General features: G+C 72.8%; 16 protein-coding genes. 10 read left to right on the top strand and 6 right to left on the bottom strand.

Annotated elements, in window-relative coordinates; genetic code table 11:
* Positions 1-6 precede the first annotated feature (6 nt).
* Entirely contained in the window at positions 7-576 is a 570-nt protein-coding gene (locus ACFY29_RS08515) for a dihydrofolate reductase family protein (protein ID WP_328419160.1), read from the bottom strand.
* Positions 577-700: 124 nt separating this feature from the next.
* Here ACFY29_RS08515 and ACFY29_RS08510 point away from each other — a divergent pair, with 124 nt between their 5' ends.
* The 3 genes from ACFY29_RS08510 to ACFY29_RS08500 all read left to right on the top strand — a co-directional run bounded on the left by ACFY29_RS08510 (position 701) and on the right by ACFY29_RS08500 (position 3,410).
* Complete coding sequence (locus tag ACFY29_RS08510; RefSeq protein ID WP_386984353.1) at positions 701-1,636, top strand: kinase; 936 nt, start codon at positions 701-703, stop codon at positions 1,634-1,636.
* Positions 1,637-2,103: 467 nt separating this feature from the next.
* Positions 2,104-2,373, top strand: coding sequence for a hypothetical protein (locus tag ACFY29_RS08505; protein ID WP_328419156.1), 270 nt, complete (start codon positions 2,104-2,106; stop codon positions 2,371-2,373).
* Positions 2,373-3,410, top strand: coding sequence for a hypothetical protein (locus tag ACFY29_RS08500; RefSeq protein WP_386984351.1), 1,038 nt, complete (start codon positions 2,373-2,375; stop codon positions 3,408-3,410). The genes ACFY29_RS08505 and ACFY29_RS08500 overlap by 1 nt, the downstream gene beginning before the upstream one ends.
* Before the next feature lie 21 nt (positions 3,411-3,431).
* Here ACFY29_RS08500 and ACFY29_RS08495 read toward each other — a convergent pair whose 3' ends face one another.
* Together ACFY29_RS08495 and ACFY29_RS08490 are read right to left on the bottom strand one after the other, a co-directional pair.
* Positions 3,432-3,962 carry an SRPBCC family protein gene (locus tag ACFY29_RS08495; RefSeq protein ID WP_328419152.1) on the bottom strand — a complete coding sequence of 177 codons (531 nt, stop codon included), beginning with the start codon at positions 3,960-3,962 and terminating at the stop codon, positions 3,432-3,434.
* Positions 3,963-4,274 carry a metalloregulator ArsR/SmtB family transcription factor gene (locus ACFY29_RS08490; RefSeq protein ID WP_328419150.1) on the bottom strand — a complete coding sequence of 104 codons (312 nt, stop codon included), beginning with the start codon at positions 4,272-4,274 and terminating at the stop codon, positions 3,963-3,965.
* 98 nt (positions 4,275-4,372) lie between these two features.
* On the opposite strand from ACFY29_RS08490, the gene ACFY29_RS08485 reads away from it, so the two are divergent.
* A complete protein-coding gene (locus ACFY29_RS08485) occupies positions 4,373-5,302 on the top strand; it encodes an LLM class F420-dependent oxidoreductase (protein WP_386984348.1) in 930 nt (309 codons plus the stop codon).
* A 34-nt stretch (positions 5,303-5,336) separates the two neighbouring features.
* On the opposite strand, the gene ACFY29_RS08480 is transcribed toward ACFY29_RS08485, so the two are convergent.
* Complete coding sequence (locus ACFY29_RS08480) at positions 5,337-5,774, bottom strand: hypothetical protein (RefSeq protein ID WP_386984346.1); 438 nt, start codon at positions 5,772-5,774, stop codon at positions 5,337-5,339.
* Between the two features lie 101 nt (positions 5,775-5,875).
* Here ACFY29_RS08480 and ACFY29_RS08475 point away from each other — a divergent pair, with 101 nt between their 5' ends.
* Complete coding sequence (locus ACFY29_RS08475; RefSeq protein ID WP_386984344.1) at positions 5,876-6,649, top strand: hypothetical protein; 774 nt, start codon at positions 5,876-5,878, stop codon at positions 6,647-6,649.
* On the top strand, positions 6,646-7,929 hold the full coding sequence (locus tag ACFY29_RS08470; protein ID WP_386984342.1) for an FAD-binding protein: 1,284 nt from the start codon (positions 6,646-6,648) through the stop codon (positions 7,927-7,929). The genes ACFY29_RS08475 and ACFY29_RS08470 overlap by 4 nt, the downstream gene beginning before the upstream one ends.
* A gap of 133 nt (positions 7,930-8,062) precedes the next feature.
* Here ACFY29_RS08470 and ACFY29_RS08465 read toward each other — a convergent pair whose 3' ends face one another.
* On the bottom strand, positions 8,063-9,217 hold the full coding sequence (locus ACFY29_RS08465; RefSeq protein WP_386984340.1) for a site-2 protease family protein: 1,155 nt from the start codon (positions 9,215-9,217) through the stop codon (positions 8,063-8,065).
* Between the two features lie 40 nt (positions 9,218-9,257).
* The gene (locus ACFY29_RS08460) at positions 9,258-10,112 is read right to left on the bottom strand and encodes an alpha/beta fold hydrolase (protein WP_328419138.1); all 855 of its coding nucleotides are present in this window, start codon (positions 10,110-10,112) and stop codon (positions 9,258-9,260) included.
* Between the two features lie 150 nt (positions 10,113-10,262).
* On the opposite strand from ACFY29_RS08460, the gene ACFY29_RS08455 reads away from it, so the two are divergent.
* Genes ACFY29_RS08455 through ACFY29_RS08440 form a run of 4 tightly spaced genes read left to right on the top strand, consistent with a single transcriptional unit; the run spans position 10,263 to position 13,774 of the window.
* A complete protein-coding gene (locus ACFY29_RS08455; RefSeq protein WP_386984338.1) occupies positions 10,263-11,162 on the top strand; it encodes an ABC transporter ATP-binding protein in 900 nt (299 codons plus the stop codon).
* Between the two features lies 1 nt (position 11,163).
* Positions 11,164-11,970: an ABC transporter permease gene (locus ACFY29_RS08450; RefSeq protein WP_386984336.1), complete on the top strand. Its 807-nt coding sequence runs from the start codon at positions 11,164-11,166 to the stop codon at positions 11,968-11,970.
* 26 nt (positions 11,971-11,996) lie between these two features.
* Complete coding sequence (locus tag ACFY29_RS08445) at positions 11,997-13,133, top strand: sensor histidine kinase (protein ID WP_386984333.1); 1,137 nt, start codon at positions 11,997-11,999, stop codon at positions 13,131-13,133.
* 23 nt (positions 13,134-13,156) lie between these two features.
* On the top strand, positions 13,157-13,774 hold the full coding sequence (locus ACFY29_RS08440) for a response regulator (RefSeq protein WP_386984694.1): 618 nt from the start codon (positions 13,157-13,159) through the stop codon (positions 13,772-13,774).
* Positions 13,775-13,784 lie beyond the last annotated feature (10 nt).

Genomic DNA, 13,784 nt, shown 5'->3' with positions numbered 1-13,784 from the left:
CCTCTTTCAGTGCTTGACATAGGTGGAAATGGTCGCGCCGGTGTTGAACACCCGGGTGTCGGCCAGCGCGAAGCCCGTCACGGCGAAGGGCGCCCGGAACAGGGGAATGCCGGAGCCGAGGACCACGGGGTAACGCTTGATGATCAGCTCGTCGATCTCATCGACCAGTTGGCCGGCGAGCGTCGCGCCGCCGCAGAGCCAGATGCCCATCCCGTCCAGGTGCTTGAGCTCGCGGACGAACTCCGCCGGCTCGCCGGCGACGATCTCCACCGCCGCATCACGCTGCTCCAGCGTCCGGGAGAACACGTACTGCCGCAGGTGGCCGTACGGGCTCGTGACGCCGATGGCCAGGCCCGGTTCGTAGGTCGCGCGGCCCATCAGGACGGTGTCGAACCTGTTGTTCGCCGCTGTGGCGATCCCCAGCGGCTCCCGCGCGTGGGTTGGCATGGTCTCGGGGTAGTCGGCCAGGATGGCGGCCGCCAGATCTCCCTCGAACGCGAAGAAGTCGAACTCCCCGTCCGGCCCGGCGATGAAGCCGTCCAGGCTGGTGGCGATGTAGTAGGTCAGTTTTCGCACGTCAGAAGCTGCTTCCCAAAGATGATGTTGACTGCTGGAACGTTAGTCTGGTCAGCCGCGCCCGGCATCGGTAGCAGCGACGTAACGTGACCGGCGGCAACCGACGCAACGGGGGAGTCTGATCGTGAGACCGGGCGAGGTGGCGTGCACGGCCGACCCGGATGTGCTGCCGGCGGCCACCGGCCGACTCGGCGTCGGCACCGCGTTCGGCACCTTCGGTGAGCTGTTGCAGGGCGTGCTACCCGACGCCGACCGGGATTTCCTGGTGACGTTCCCGATGGCGCAGTGGGCGACCGCCACCTTCTGGCCGTCCAGCGAGCTGGCCCGGGTCCGGGTCTTCCCGCGACACAAGCGGAAGTCGGCCCGGCTGGCCGCCACGATGATGGACCTGTTCGGCCTTCCCGGCGGTGGGGTGCTGGAGCTGGGCGGCGGGTTGGCTGAGGGGAAGGGCTACGCCAGTTCGTCGGCGGACCTGGTGGCCACCGCTCGAGCGGTCGGCGACGCGTTCGGCAGGACGTTGAGCGAGCGCACCATCGAGTCGCTGCTGCGCCGGATCGAGCCCTCCGACGGTGTGATGTACGACGGGATCGTCGCCTTCCATCACCGGGAGGTGCGGCTGCGGGAACGGATCGGCGTGCTGCCCCCGCTCACCGTGGTGGCGCACGACGAGGGCGGCGCGGTGGACACCATCCGCTTCAACCGCATCCCCAAGCCGTTCGACGAGGCCGACAAGCGGGAGTACGCGCGGCTGCTGACCGCGCTCACCGCGGCCGTGCGCGCCGGAGACCTTCCTGCCGTCGGCGAGGTCACCACCCGCAGCGCCGTGCTGAACGGCAAACTGCGCCCGCGCCGGCACTTCGACGTGCTGCACCGGCTCTGCCGCGAGGTGGACGGCTACGGCCTGGTCATCGCGCACAGCGGCACCGCCCTCGGCGTCCTGCTCGACCGGGACGACCCGGAACGCGCCGCGAAGATCGACCACGTGCGCGCGGCGTGCGTTGCGCTGCCCGGCACGGTGACCGTGCACCGGTCGCTCGGCACCGGTGAACTCGCCGGGTAGAGCTGACACCCGGCCGGCCCGGGACCCCGTCAACGGGGTAGGAGGGCGGTGTCGCAAACCGGACAAGACGGTAAAGCCCCTGGTAGAGCAATGTTGGGGCAGGTGGAGAGGCGAACGGATGGCGGGCCACATCCCAGTCCTCCGGCCCGGTGGGACAGCACCGTCCACGCCGGCGCCGCCCTCACCCAGCCCGGCCCCGTCGCCGCGGCGGACACGGCGCAGCCGCCGGCCCGACCACGCGTGCGGCCCACCCGTGGCTGCCGTCCACGCCGCTCCGGGCGCCCGCAGCGGTGACACCGCCCACCGGGACAAGGACGTCATCACCCGCCGGCAGCCGCGTGCCGCCGCCCACCGGCTGCGCCACCGCGCCCGTGCCCCCGCCGGCCTCTTCGCACTGAGGACCCCGCCCGGTCCGGCGTCGCTCATCCGCACTCCGGCCGGCGACCGAACCAGAGAGAAGGCCCGACATGGCCGCTCCCACCGCGATCGCAGCCCTGAACGCACCCGTGTACGCACCGGGCGAGCAGATGCTGCTGACCGTCACCTACTCCGACGCCGACACCAAACCGCTGACCGTCACCATCGTGGTCACCGACGCGCAGGGCAACAGCAGCGCCCCCGTCAAGGTCACCGCAGTCATCGACCCGCTCTCCCTGACCGTCACCGACAACTCCGGGCGCACCTGGACCCGGGTTTCCGACAACGGCGCGGTGGCCGTGTACCGGGCGGTGGCGTGATGCCCCGGGTCACCGTTCAGGTCCGTGACGCCGCCGGAAACACCGCGACCGCCACCGCCGACTACGCCCTGAGCCAGCCGGTGCTCGGCGGCTACTACCTCTCCGGAGGCGCCGACCCGACCGCCGACATCGCCGGCGGCAACTTCCGCTCGCTCACCCAGTACCGCAGCTTCGCCGACGGCTACATCTTCCCCGGCTACAACCGGCCCTGGCTGATCAATCTGGGCAAGGCCGGGGTGCAGATGAACATGGTCCTCGAGTTGAAGCACTACGGCGCCCCGAACAACGGGCCGCAGAGCTTCACCGTCGACGGCACCAACTACACCGTGCCGGCGTCGTCGATGACCATCCAACAGCGCCCCGGCACCGCCTGGCCGAGGGCGTACGGATACAGCCAGGTGATCAACGGCCAGTGCGACGGGTTGTTCCACCGCGCCCTGGCGCAGTACCGCACGCTCGGGTTCGCGGTGAACATCCAGCTCGCCTCGGAGCTGGACACCGACCACGAGTTCGGCACCACCGAGGACGGCAAGGCGTACACCTGGGCCGAGTCGGACGCGCGGGCGGTACAGGCGATGAACTACATCCTCACCTGGTTCAAGGCGCGGACGCTGCCCGCCGGCACGACGTTCTCGATTGGTCTCGGCGGCTTCGACCGGGCCTGCTTCCAGCGCACCCACCCGGAGTCGCTGATGTCCCGGCTGGACTTCCTTCAATGGAACGCCTACGCCACCAACGCCAACGACACCGCGCTGTCCCGGTTTCGCCGCACGAAGGACTGGGCGGTGGCGGACCTCGGCCCGGTGGCGCTGTCCCGGCCCGTGATCATCGCGGAGTGGGGGGTGCGCTCGGCCGAGATCCCGAACCAACCCGCCTGGATCGCCACCGTCCCGGCGGCCATAGCCAAGCTCAACGCCGAGCGTGGGCCACGGATCGCCCGGACCAACTACTTCAACTCCGGGTGGGGCACCCTGTCGCCGAAAGCGGCCGGGTTGGCGGCGCTCCGGGCCGCGTACGCCACCCGGCCGTACGTCTGACCGGGCCGCCGGCCCGGCGGCTCAGCCCTGGTCGAGTCGTTCGGCGTACGCGTCGCGCAGCTCGGGCCAGCCGAAGTCCTTGGCCTCGGCACCCCGGATCGGGCCGACCGGGTCGCCGTCGAGCAGCCGGTCGGCCACGTCGAGGCAGAGGTGCCAGCCGGCCGCGACCATCGGCAGCATGCCCGGGTCGGCGACCGTGTGCCGCAGGGTGAGTCGGGTGCCGGTGCCCAGCGGGCTCAGCTCCCAGCGCAGCAGGTCGTCGCCCCAGGTGTACTCCAGCAGGTGCGGCGGCTCGGCCCGGCGTACCGTCGCCGTGGTCGGCGTGGTGGTCTCGCCGTCGATCAGGGTGAGCACGGCGGAACCGGGGGAGCCGAGGTCCCGGTCGGCGAGGAAAGGTGCCCACTCGGCGAGCCGGGCCGGATCGGTCAGCGCCGCCCAGACGGTGGCCGGCGGATGCCGAAGGTCGCGGACGAAGACCAGGGTGGCGCCGCCGTCGGCGGGCTCGGCGCGCACCTCGGTGGGTGGGCTGGGGCGGAACGCGTCGCGGTCCATTCACTGCTCCTGACTGTCGAGATGCCGTTCCAGGGCGTCCAGATGCCGGTTCCACAGCCGGCGGTACGGGTCCAGCCACCCGTCGACCGCCCGCAGCGGGCCCGGGTCGAGGCGGTAGATCCGCTGCCGGGCGGCGATCCGGCAGGAGACGAAGCCGGCCTCGCGGAGCACCCGCAGGTGTTTGGAGACGGCCGGCTGGCTGACCCCCAGGCTGTCCACCAGCTGGCCGACGCTGTGCTCGGCGTCGCGGAGCTGGTCGAGGATCCGGCGCCGGGTCGGCTCGGCGAGGATCGTGAACGCGTCGAGGGTCACGGACCGAATATGCCTCTCCGGGCATATGACTGTCAAGGCATATGAGGGGTGCTTGCCGTCCCGGAGCGGCACCGAAGCCCGGTCCCTATGCTCGGATCATGGAACTGCGGATCTTCACCGAACCTCAGCAGGGTGCCAGCTACGACCAGGTGCTCGCCGTGGCCCGCTGCGCCGAGGACGCCGGTTACGGTGCGTTCTTCCGGTCCGACCACTACCTCATGATGGGGGCGGTGACCGGCGAACCGGGCCCCACCGACGCGTGGACCACGCTGGCCGGGCTCGCTCGGGACACCAGCCGGATCAGGCTCGGCACCCTGATGACCGCCGCCACCTTCCGGCTGCCCGGCCCGCTGGCGATCACCGTGGCGCAGGTCGACCAGATGAGCGGCGGCCGGGTGGAGCTGGGCATCGGCACCGGCTGGTACGCCGACGAGCACACCGCGTACGGCATTCCGTTCCCGCCCCTCGGCGAGCGGTTCGACCGGCTGGAGGAGCAGCTCGAGGTCATCACCGGGCTCTGGGCCACCCCGGCGGGGGAGCGGTTCGACCACGCCGGCCGGTACTACCCGATCAGTGACTCGCCCGCCCTGCCCAAGCCGGTGCAGCAGCCCCGCCCGCCGATCCTGCTCGGCGGGATGGGCCCGAGGCGCACCCCGCGGCTGGCCGCCCGCTACGCCGACGAGTTCAACCTGCCGTTCGCCTCACCGGCGGACACGACGGCCCAGTTCGACCGGGTCCGGGCGGCGTGCACCGAGATCGGCCGGGACCCGGCCGAGCTGGTCTGGTCCAACGCCCTGGTGCTCTGCTGCGGGCGCGACGACGCCGAGGTGGCCCGCCGGGCCGCCGCCATCGGCCGCGAACCGGACGAACTGCGGGCCAACGGTCTGGCCGGTACGCCCGCCGAGGTCCTCGACACCATCGGCCGGTACGCGGACATCGGCAGCCAGCGGATCTACCTCCAGGTGCTGGACCTCACCGATCTGGAACACCTCGAACTGGTCGCCAGCGAGGTGATGGCGAAGCTCTGACCCCGGCGGCCGGGCGCGCTCGCGGAACGCGGTCTCACGCCTCCCGGTGCGCCCCGCCGCCCGTCCCGACCAGGCCCGGGTCGCGCAGCACGGTGTCCAGCCGGCCGTCGCGATCACTGTCCACATAGGTGACGTCGGTTGTCCCGTCTCCATTGAGGTCGACCTGCACGATGTCGGCGACGCCGTCGCCGTCGAGGTCGGTGACCACCTCCACCGAGCCGTCCAGGTGCCGGGTCACGATCGACTGCGCCCCGGCGCCGGGGGCACGCGGCGGCGGTCCGGGTGCCGGCACCGGCGTCGGGGCCGGCGCGGGTGCCGGTGTGGGTCGGGGACCGGGCGTTGGCGCCGGATGGCCCGGCAACGCGCCGACCGTGGGCGCGCTGGCCGGCTCGACCCCACTGCCGGTCGGGTCCAACTCCTCTTCGGAAGGGAAGACGTCGCCCCGCGGGGCCGGATCACGGTAAGTGCTCATGGGCGTAGGGTTCCCCGACGATGGCGAGAACAACCGTGCCCGATCGTCCGGTATCCGTGGAGCCCGGTCTGTCAGAGGATGCTGGGACCGACGCCACGGTCATGAACGGGGGTCCGAGCGTGGAACTGCGCCGGAGTCGGGGAGCCCGGGTGCTCGCCCTGGCCTGCGTACTTGGTGGGGTGGTGTTGCTGGCCCTGCCCCACGAAGGCGCCCTGCTACGGACGATCGTCGCGGTGGGGGCCGTCGTGCTCGGCGTCGTGGCGCTGGGCAGCGCGCTGCGGCCGTTCCGGTTCGGGATCGGCGCGGACGGGCTGACCATCCGGCGGCCGGGCCTGCGACGGACGATCCGGTGGGCCGAGGTCGACGCGCTGGTCCTCGACGAGCCGCCCCGGCGGGACGGCCGTCCGGAGCCGCCGCGACTGCTGCTGGTGCCCGCGCCGGGTGTGACGCTGGGGCCACAGGTGACCGCCCGCCATCCGCTCGACGGCCGGCCCGCTGTCGAGCTGCTCGTCCTCGACCAGGTCCGGGAGCAGCCGGAGCAGGTGTCCGCCGCGCTCAGCCAGTACGCCGGCGACCGGTTCGTGGACCTGCCCGCGCTGCGCTGCGCCGCCTTCGCCGACCCGGACCTCACCGCGAGCCTGCGGGGCTACCGGATGGACCAGGTCGACCAGTTGATCCGGCGCGGCCAGAACGCCCTGGTGTCCGGCGACGTGCCGACCCGGCAGGAGGCCCGGGCGGAGATCGAACGGGACACCGCGGCCGGCCTGCCGGTCGCCCAGCGGGGTTACGCCCGGCCCCAGGTCGACGCGGCGCTGGACGCCCTCGTCGCCGCGTTGGCCGACCACCCGTCCACCGATCGGGAGACCGCCACGTGACCGCGCCGGAACAGGGTGGCCCGCCGGCCACCGCTGCCGGCGTCCCGCGCCGCAACTGGGCCGGCAACGTGCGCTACGCCGCCCGGGCCTTCCACCGACCCACCTCCACCGACGAGCTGCGCCGGCTGGTCGCCGGCAGCGCCCGGATCCGGGCGGTGGGCACCGGCCACTCCTTCAACCGGTTCGGCGACACCGAAGGGGACCTGGTCACCCTGGCCGGGCTGCCCCCGGCGATCGACGTGGACCCCGAGCGCGCGCGGGTCACCGTCACCGGCTCCCTGCGCTACGGCGACGTCGCCCGACAGTTGCACGCCCAGGGGTACGCCCTGGCCAACCTCGCCTCACTGCCACACATCTCGGTGGCCGGCGCGGTGGCCACCGCCACCCACGGCTCCGGCCAGACTCACGGCAACCTGGCCACCTCGGTCGCCGCCCTGGAGCTGGTCACCGCCGACGGCGACCTGCTGCACGTCGACCGCGACACCGACGGCGACACGCTCGCCGGCATGGTGGTCGGGCTCGGCGCGCTCGGCCTGGTCACCCGGGTCACCCTGGACGTGGTGCCGTCCTTCGAGGTGCGCCAGTACGTGCGGCTCGACCTGCCCCGGGAAGCACTGGACGAGGCGCTCGGCTCGGCGTACAGCGTGAGCGCGTTCACCGACTGGCGGGGGCCGCGACTGCGCGAGGTGTGGCGCAAGCAGTTGGCCGACCAACCGCCGCCCCCGGCGGACTGGCTCGGCACCACGGCCGCCGACCAGCCGCGGCACCCGGTGCTCGGGATGCCGCCGGAGAACTGCACCCCGCAGCTCGGCGTGCCGGGTCCGTGGCACGAGCGGCTGCCGCACTTCAAGCTCGGCTTCACCCCGAGCAACGGCGACGAACTCCAGTCCGAGTACCACGTGCCGCGCGCGGCGGCGGCCGACGCGCTCGCCGCCCTGGACGGCGTGGCGCACCTGATCGCCCCGGTACTGCAGGTCTGCGAGCTGCGTACGGTGGCGGCGGACGAGCTGTGGCTCAGCCCGAACCACCAGCGGGACAGCTTCGTTCTGCACTTCACCTGGATCGCCGACACCGCCGCGGTGCTACCGGTGCTGGCCGCCATGGAGGAGCGGTTGGCCCCGTTCGCCTTCCGCCCACACTGGGGCAAGGTCTTCGTCACCGACCCGACCGCACTGGCCGCCCGCTACCCCCGCCACACCGACTTCACCACCCTCCTGACCCACCTGGACCCATCCAGCAAATTCCGCACCGCCCTCCTGAACCACTATTTCCCCCGCTAAACCCCCGTGCCTCTCCCCCCCCGTGCCCCCGCTATCCCCCGGTGATCATGAAGTTAGCGGTGTCGATGTCGGCGTGTCGTGCCGCTAACTTCATGATCACCGGGGCGTTGGGCGGGGTGGGTGGGCGGGTGGGTTAGCCGGGTGGTGCGGTGGGGGTGGGTTGGTTGGTGCGGAGGCTGCCTCGTTGGACGGCTCGGCTGATGTCGCTGGGTGAGATGATTCCGGCGAGTTGACCGTTGTCGGTCACCACCAGGGCGCGGCCGTCGGCGCACTCACTGAGCCGGGGGAGCAGGTCGTTGAGCTGTTCACCGGGCTGGGCGAGGACCAGTTGGTCGGCCCGGCAGGCCACCTCGGCCAGCGTGGTCGACGCCCGTCGGTCGGCCGGTACGCCCCGCACCCGATCCAGGGTGACCAGGCCGGTCGGCCGGCCCTCCGCGGTCAGCGGCAGCGCCGAATGCCGGTACGCGAACAGGTAGTGGTCCACGAAGTCGGCGACCGTCATGTCCGCCGAGGCGGTCTGCGGCTGCGGAGTCATCACGTCGCCGACCCGGATCCCGCGTAGCGCGCTGCCGGCGCGGGCCTGCCGTTCCTCCACTCCGGCGGCTCCGATCAGGAACCAGCCGATCAGCGCCAGCCAGAGCCCGCCGAAGCCGACTCCGGACAGGAACTGCCAGAGCCCGAGGCCGATCAACAGCGCGCCGAGGACCCAGCCGGCCCGGGCGGCGACCACCGACGCCCGGGTCCGGTCACCGGTCGCCTTCCACACCGCGGCGCGCAGCAACCGACCGCCGTCCAGCGGCGCGGCCGGCAGCACGTTGAAGACCGCCAGCAGCACGTTGATGCCCGCCAGCCAGGCCATCACCCCGAGCAGCAGCCCACCCTGCCCGGCCAGCGCCAGCACTACCGCGATGGCGCCGAAGAACGCCCCGATCAGCAGGCTGACCAGCGGGCCGACCCCGGAGATCCGCAGCTCCGCGCCCGGGTCGCGGGGCTCGCCCTTCAGCTCGGCCACCCCGCCGAACAGCCAGAGCGTGATGCCGTCGACCGTCAGCCCGTTGCGCTTGGCCACCACGGCGTGCGACACCTCGTGGGCGAGCAGGCCGACGAAGAAGACCACCGCCGCAGCCAGCCCGGCCAGGGTGTACGCCACCGGGGAGCGGTCGGGGTACGAGCGGGGGAACTGGTTGGCGGCCAGCCCCCAGGCGATCAGGGCGAAGATGACCAGAACACTCCAGTTGACACCGACCGGTACCCCCGCGATCCGGCCAAGCCGGAAGCTCGCCTTCATCCCTCCCCGTTACCCCCGGTCGGTCCGCTCATGCCACGGTTCAGCGACGCGGGGTCTCGCTGGCGATGGTCGCCTCGCGGGGCAGCGCCGCCGCACGCAGCGCCCAGTCCAACGCGTAGTCGGCGATCTCCTCCCAGCCGTCCTGCCCGACGGTGAAGTGCGAGCGTCCGGGGAACTCCTCGTACGCGGTGAGCGCCCGGGACTTCTGGTAGAGCCCGGCGTTCGAGCGGACCACCGACGGCGGCACCACGTGGTCGAGCTCCCCGGCCATCAGCAGCAGCGGCGCGCGGTCGTTGCGGCCGTTGTCCACCTTCGTCGGCGACGTCGGGTCGAGGTTGGCGAAGGCACCCTCGAAGAGCACCCGCCCGGCGCCCGGGACGGCGTAGCGCCGCCAGGCCCGATCGGAATCGGCGCGGGTCATCGTGTTGCCGAAGGCGTAGTGGAAGTCCTCCGGTGTGAACGGGACGGCCCGGTGTCGGTTGGCGGGGTTGCGCAGGATCGAGAACGTGGAGCGCAGCGTGCTCAGCGGCAACTTCAGCACCCCCTTGACCTGCGCGGGGTGTACCCCCACGGCTGCCGCGCCGAGGCCCCGGTCAACCAGAAGCTGCGTGATCAGGCCACCGAACGAGTGCCCCATGATGATCGGCGGTTGGGGCAGCCCTCGGATGATCTGGTCGTAGTGCGCGACGATCGTCGCGACGCTCTGCTGAGCGATCGGGGTGGGATCGTCGCGCAACTGCTCGACCTCCCGGTCCATTCCGGGCCAGGCGGGCGCGAGCACTCGCAGACCCCGGGCGGCATACCGTTGCGCCCACCCCTCCCAGCTGCGCGGGGTCATCCAGAGCCCGTGGATCAGCACGACCGTGTCGGCCCGGCCCTGCGGCGTGGCACCCATCGCGTCCTCCCGGTGTCGCGGCGTCCCGGCCCGGCGGGTACCCGCTGCCGCGCGCGGAAATCCTCCGCGGACGGCCCCTGACAAATGTCACGGCCGGAACGTGACGACCGCTCCGGGTACCGGCCCCCGCGCCGCCGGAGCATCAATGCCATGACCAGTACGCTTCCGGCCGTCGAGCTGAACGGCCTCACCAAGACCTTCGGCGCGGTCACCGCGGTCGACGGGCTGAGCCTGCGGGTGCAGCCCGGCGAGGTGGTGGCGTTCCTCGGCCCCAACGGCGCGGGCAAGACCACCACCATCGACATGCTGCTCGGCCTGGCCCGCCCGGACACGGGCACGGTCCGCATCCTCGGCGGCACCCCGGACGACGCGGTGGCCCGGGGCCGGGTCGCCGCCGTGCTCCAGACCGGTGGCCTGCTCAAGGACCTAACCGTCGGCGAGACGGTCCGGATGACCGCCCACTTCTACCGGCACACCCGCCCGGCCGCGGAGGTGCTGGAGCGGGCCGGCATCGCCGACCTCGCCGACCGGGTGGTCGGGCGCTGCTCCGGCGGCCAGCAGCAGCGGCTGCGTTTCGCGCTGGCCCTGCTGCCCGACCCGGACCTGATGGTGCTCGACGAGCCGACCACCGGGATGGACGTGGAGGGTCGGCGGGACTTCTGGCAGGCGCTGCGCCGCGACGCGCGGGCCGGACGGACCGTCATCTTCGCCACCCACTACCTGGACGAGGCGGACGCGTACGCCGACCGGATCGTGCTGGTGCGGCAGGGGCGCGTCGTCGCCGACGGCACCACCGCGGAGATCAAGAACCTGGCCGCCGGCCGTACGGTCCGGGCCACCCTGCCCGGCGCCGACCAGGCCGCGCTCGCCGCACTGCCCGACGTGGACGCCGTCGAGGTGCGCGGCGACAGCGTGCTGGTGCGCACCGGCGACTCGGACGCGATCGCCCGACACCTGCTCACCCTGACCGCCGCCCGGGACGTGGAGATCACCTCCCGCAACCTTGAGGACGCCTTCCTCGCCCTGACCACCGAGCACACCGGAGTCTGAGATGACCACCCTGCCGGCCACCCCCGCCGCCACCCGTACCGACCAGCCGGACCGCCGGCTGCCCGCCCTGGGCGGCTTCGCCCCGGCGGTCCTGGGCATCGAGCTGCGCCGGGTGCTGCGCAACCGCCGCACCCTCGCCTTCACGCTGATCATGCCGGGCGCCTTCTTCCTCATCTTCGGTCTGCCCCAGGCCGGGCAGACGCTGGACAACGGCCGGCCGGTGACGGCGTACGTCATGATCAGCCTGGCGGTGTACGCGGCCATGGTGGCGACCACCAGCGCCGGCGGCGCGGTGGCCACCGAGCGGGCGTTGGGTTGGAGCCGGCAGTTGCGGCTCACCCCGCTGCGTCCGACCGCCTACGTGGCCACCAAGCTGATCACCGCGATGGCCCTCGGCCTGCTGGCGGTCGTCGTCGAGTTCCTGGTCGGCGCCGCCGCCGGCGTCCGCATCCCGGCGCACGTCTGGCTGCTCGCCGGGCTCGCCGCCTGGCTCGGCTCGCTGGTCTTCGCCGCATTCGGGCTCTTCATCGGCTACCTGGTGCCGGCCGAGAACGTCATGCAGTTCATCGGCCCGATCCTGGCGGTGCTGGCCATGTTCGGCGGGCTCTTCGTCCCGGTCGAGGTGCTGCCGGACGTGCTCCAGCAGGTCGCCAGGTTCACCCCGGTGTACGGCATGGGCGAGCTGTCCCGCGCCCCGCTGACCGGGGACGGGGTGAGCATGGCCGGGGTGGCCAACATCGCCTTCTGGGTACTGGTCTTCGGCATCGGCGCGGCCCGGCTGTTCCGCCGGGACACCGCTCGGGTCTGACCAGTCCGACCGTTAGCGTGGACGCGATGGACCTCTCGACGGGTCAGCCCCGGCCGGTGAGCCGCCACTGGCGGTTCACCGGCTGGCTGCTGGCCGCAGTGTGGCTGTTCTTCCTCAACGTGCCGCTCGCCACCGCGCTGCACCAGCCACATCTGTGGCGACGGGTGCTCGGCGTGGCCGCCCTGGTTGCCTTCGGCGTCGGCTACGTGCTGCTGTTCCAGTGGGCCCGCCAGCTACGCCAGGCGCTGCGGCCGATCCCGGTACGCCGGGCGCGGGCCGGGTTGTTGCTGCTGCTCGCGGTGGGCCTGGTCAGCATCCCGGGCACCGACGGGGACTGGCTGGCCACCCTGGTGTACGTGGCCGCCGCGGCGGTGTTCCTGCTGCCGTCACGGGAGGCGTTGGCGTCCGTGGTGGTCTGCGCGGTGACCCCGTTGGTGGCGTCCTCGCTGGTGCCGGGTTGGGAGGCGGAGAGCACCATCGTGTTCGCGGTGCTGCTCGCCTCGTTCGCCATGTTCGGGGTGTCCCGGCTGGCCCAGCGCAACGGTGAACTCCAGGCCGCCCAGCAGGAGATCGGCCGGCTCGCGGTCGCCGAGGAGCGGGCCCGTGCCGCCCGGGACCTGCACGACATCCTGGGGCACTCGCTGACCGTGGTGGCGATCAAGGCCGAGCTGGCCGGGCGGCTGATCGAGGTGGACCGGGAGCGGGCCGCCATCGAGATCGCCGAGGTGGAGGCGCTGGCCCGGGCGGCGTTGTCCGACGTACGGCAGACCGTCGGGGCGTACCGCGAGGTGACCCTCGTCGGTGAGTTGGCCGGCGCCCGTTCGGCGCTGGCCGCGGCGGGCATCGCGGCGGAGTTGCCGGCCGAGGTGCCGGCGTTGCCGGACGAGTGGGACCGGTTGTTCGGCTGGGCGGTACGGGAAGGGGTGACCAACGTGGTCCGGCACAGCGCGGCGCGATGCTGCACAATCCGGGTGTACCCGGATCGGGTCGAGGTGAGTGACGACGGCCGGGGTCCGTCCACTCCCGACGCAGACGCCGCCGGACACGGCCTGGTCGGTCTGCGCGAGCGGGCGCGGCAGCTGGACGCCGCGGTGACGGTGGGTCGCCGTCCGGACGGTACGGGCTTCCTGCTGCGGGTGCACGCGCCAGGGGAGGCCCGGTGACCGGCGCCGCTGGCGAGCAGTCCGTGCCGATCCGGCTGCTGCTCGCCGACGATCAGGCACTGGTCCGTGGCGCGTTGGCCGCACTGCTCTCGCTGGAGCCCGACCTGACCGTGGTGGCTGAGGTCGGCCGGGGCGACGAGGTGGTGCCCGAGGCCCGCCGGACCGCGCCCGACGTGGCCCTGCTGGACGTGGAGATGCCCGGCCTGGACGGGATCGCGGCGGCCGCCGCGCTGCGGGCCGCTCTGCCGGCCTGCCGGGTGCTGGTGGTGACCACCTTCGGCCGGCCCGGCTACCTGCGCCGGGCGATGGAGGCCGGCGCGAACGGCTTCGTGGTCAAGGACACCCCGGCCCGGCAACTCGCCGACGCGGTTCGCCGGGTGCACGCCGGCCTGCGGGTTGTCGACCCGACGCTGGCCGCGGAGACACTGGCCACCGGGGCCAGCCCGCTCACCGAGCGGGAGACCGCGGTGCTGCGGACGGCCCGGGGCGGCGGCACGGTCGCGGACCTGGCCGGGGCGCTGCACCTGTCCGAGGGGACGGTGCGCAACCACCTGTCGGCGGCGATCGGCAAGACCGGCGCCCGCAACCGGGCCGAGGCGGTCCGGATCGCCGAGCAGAACGGCTGGCTGCTCGGCGAGTGACGGCTGCCGT

The sequence above is a fragment of the Micromonospora sp. NPDC000668 genome (assembly GCF_042897975.1).
Classification (GTDB): domain Bacteria; phylum Actinomycetota; class Actinomycetes; order Mycobacteriales; family Micromonosporaceae; genus Micromonospora.
Note: the sequence above shows the minus strand (reverse complement) of the source record. Positions and strands in the feature narration are given on the sequence as shown.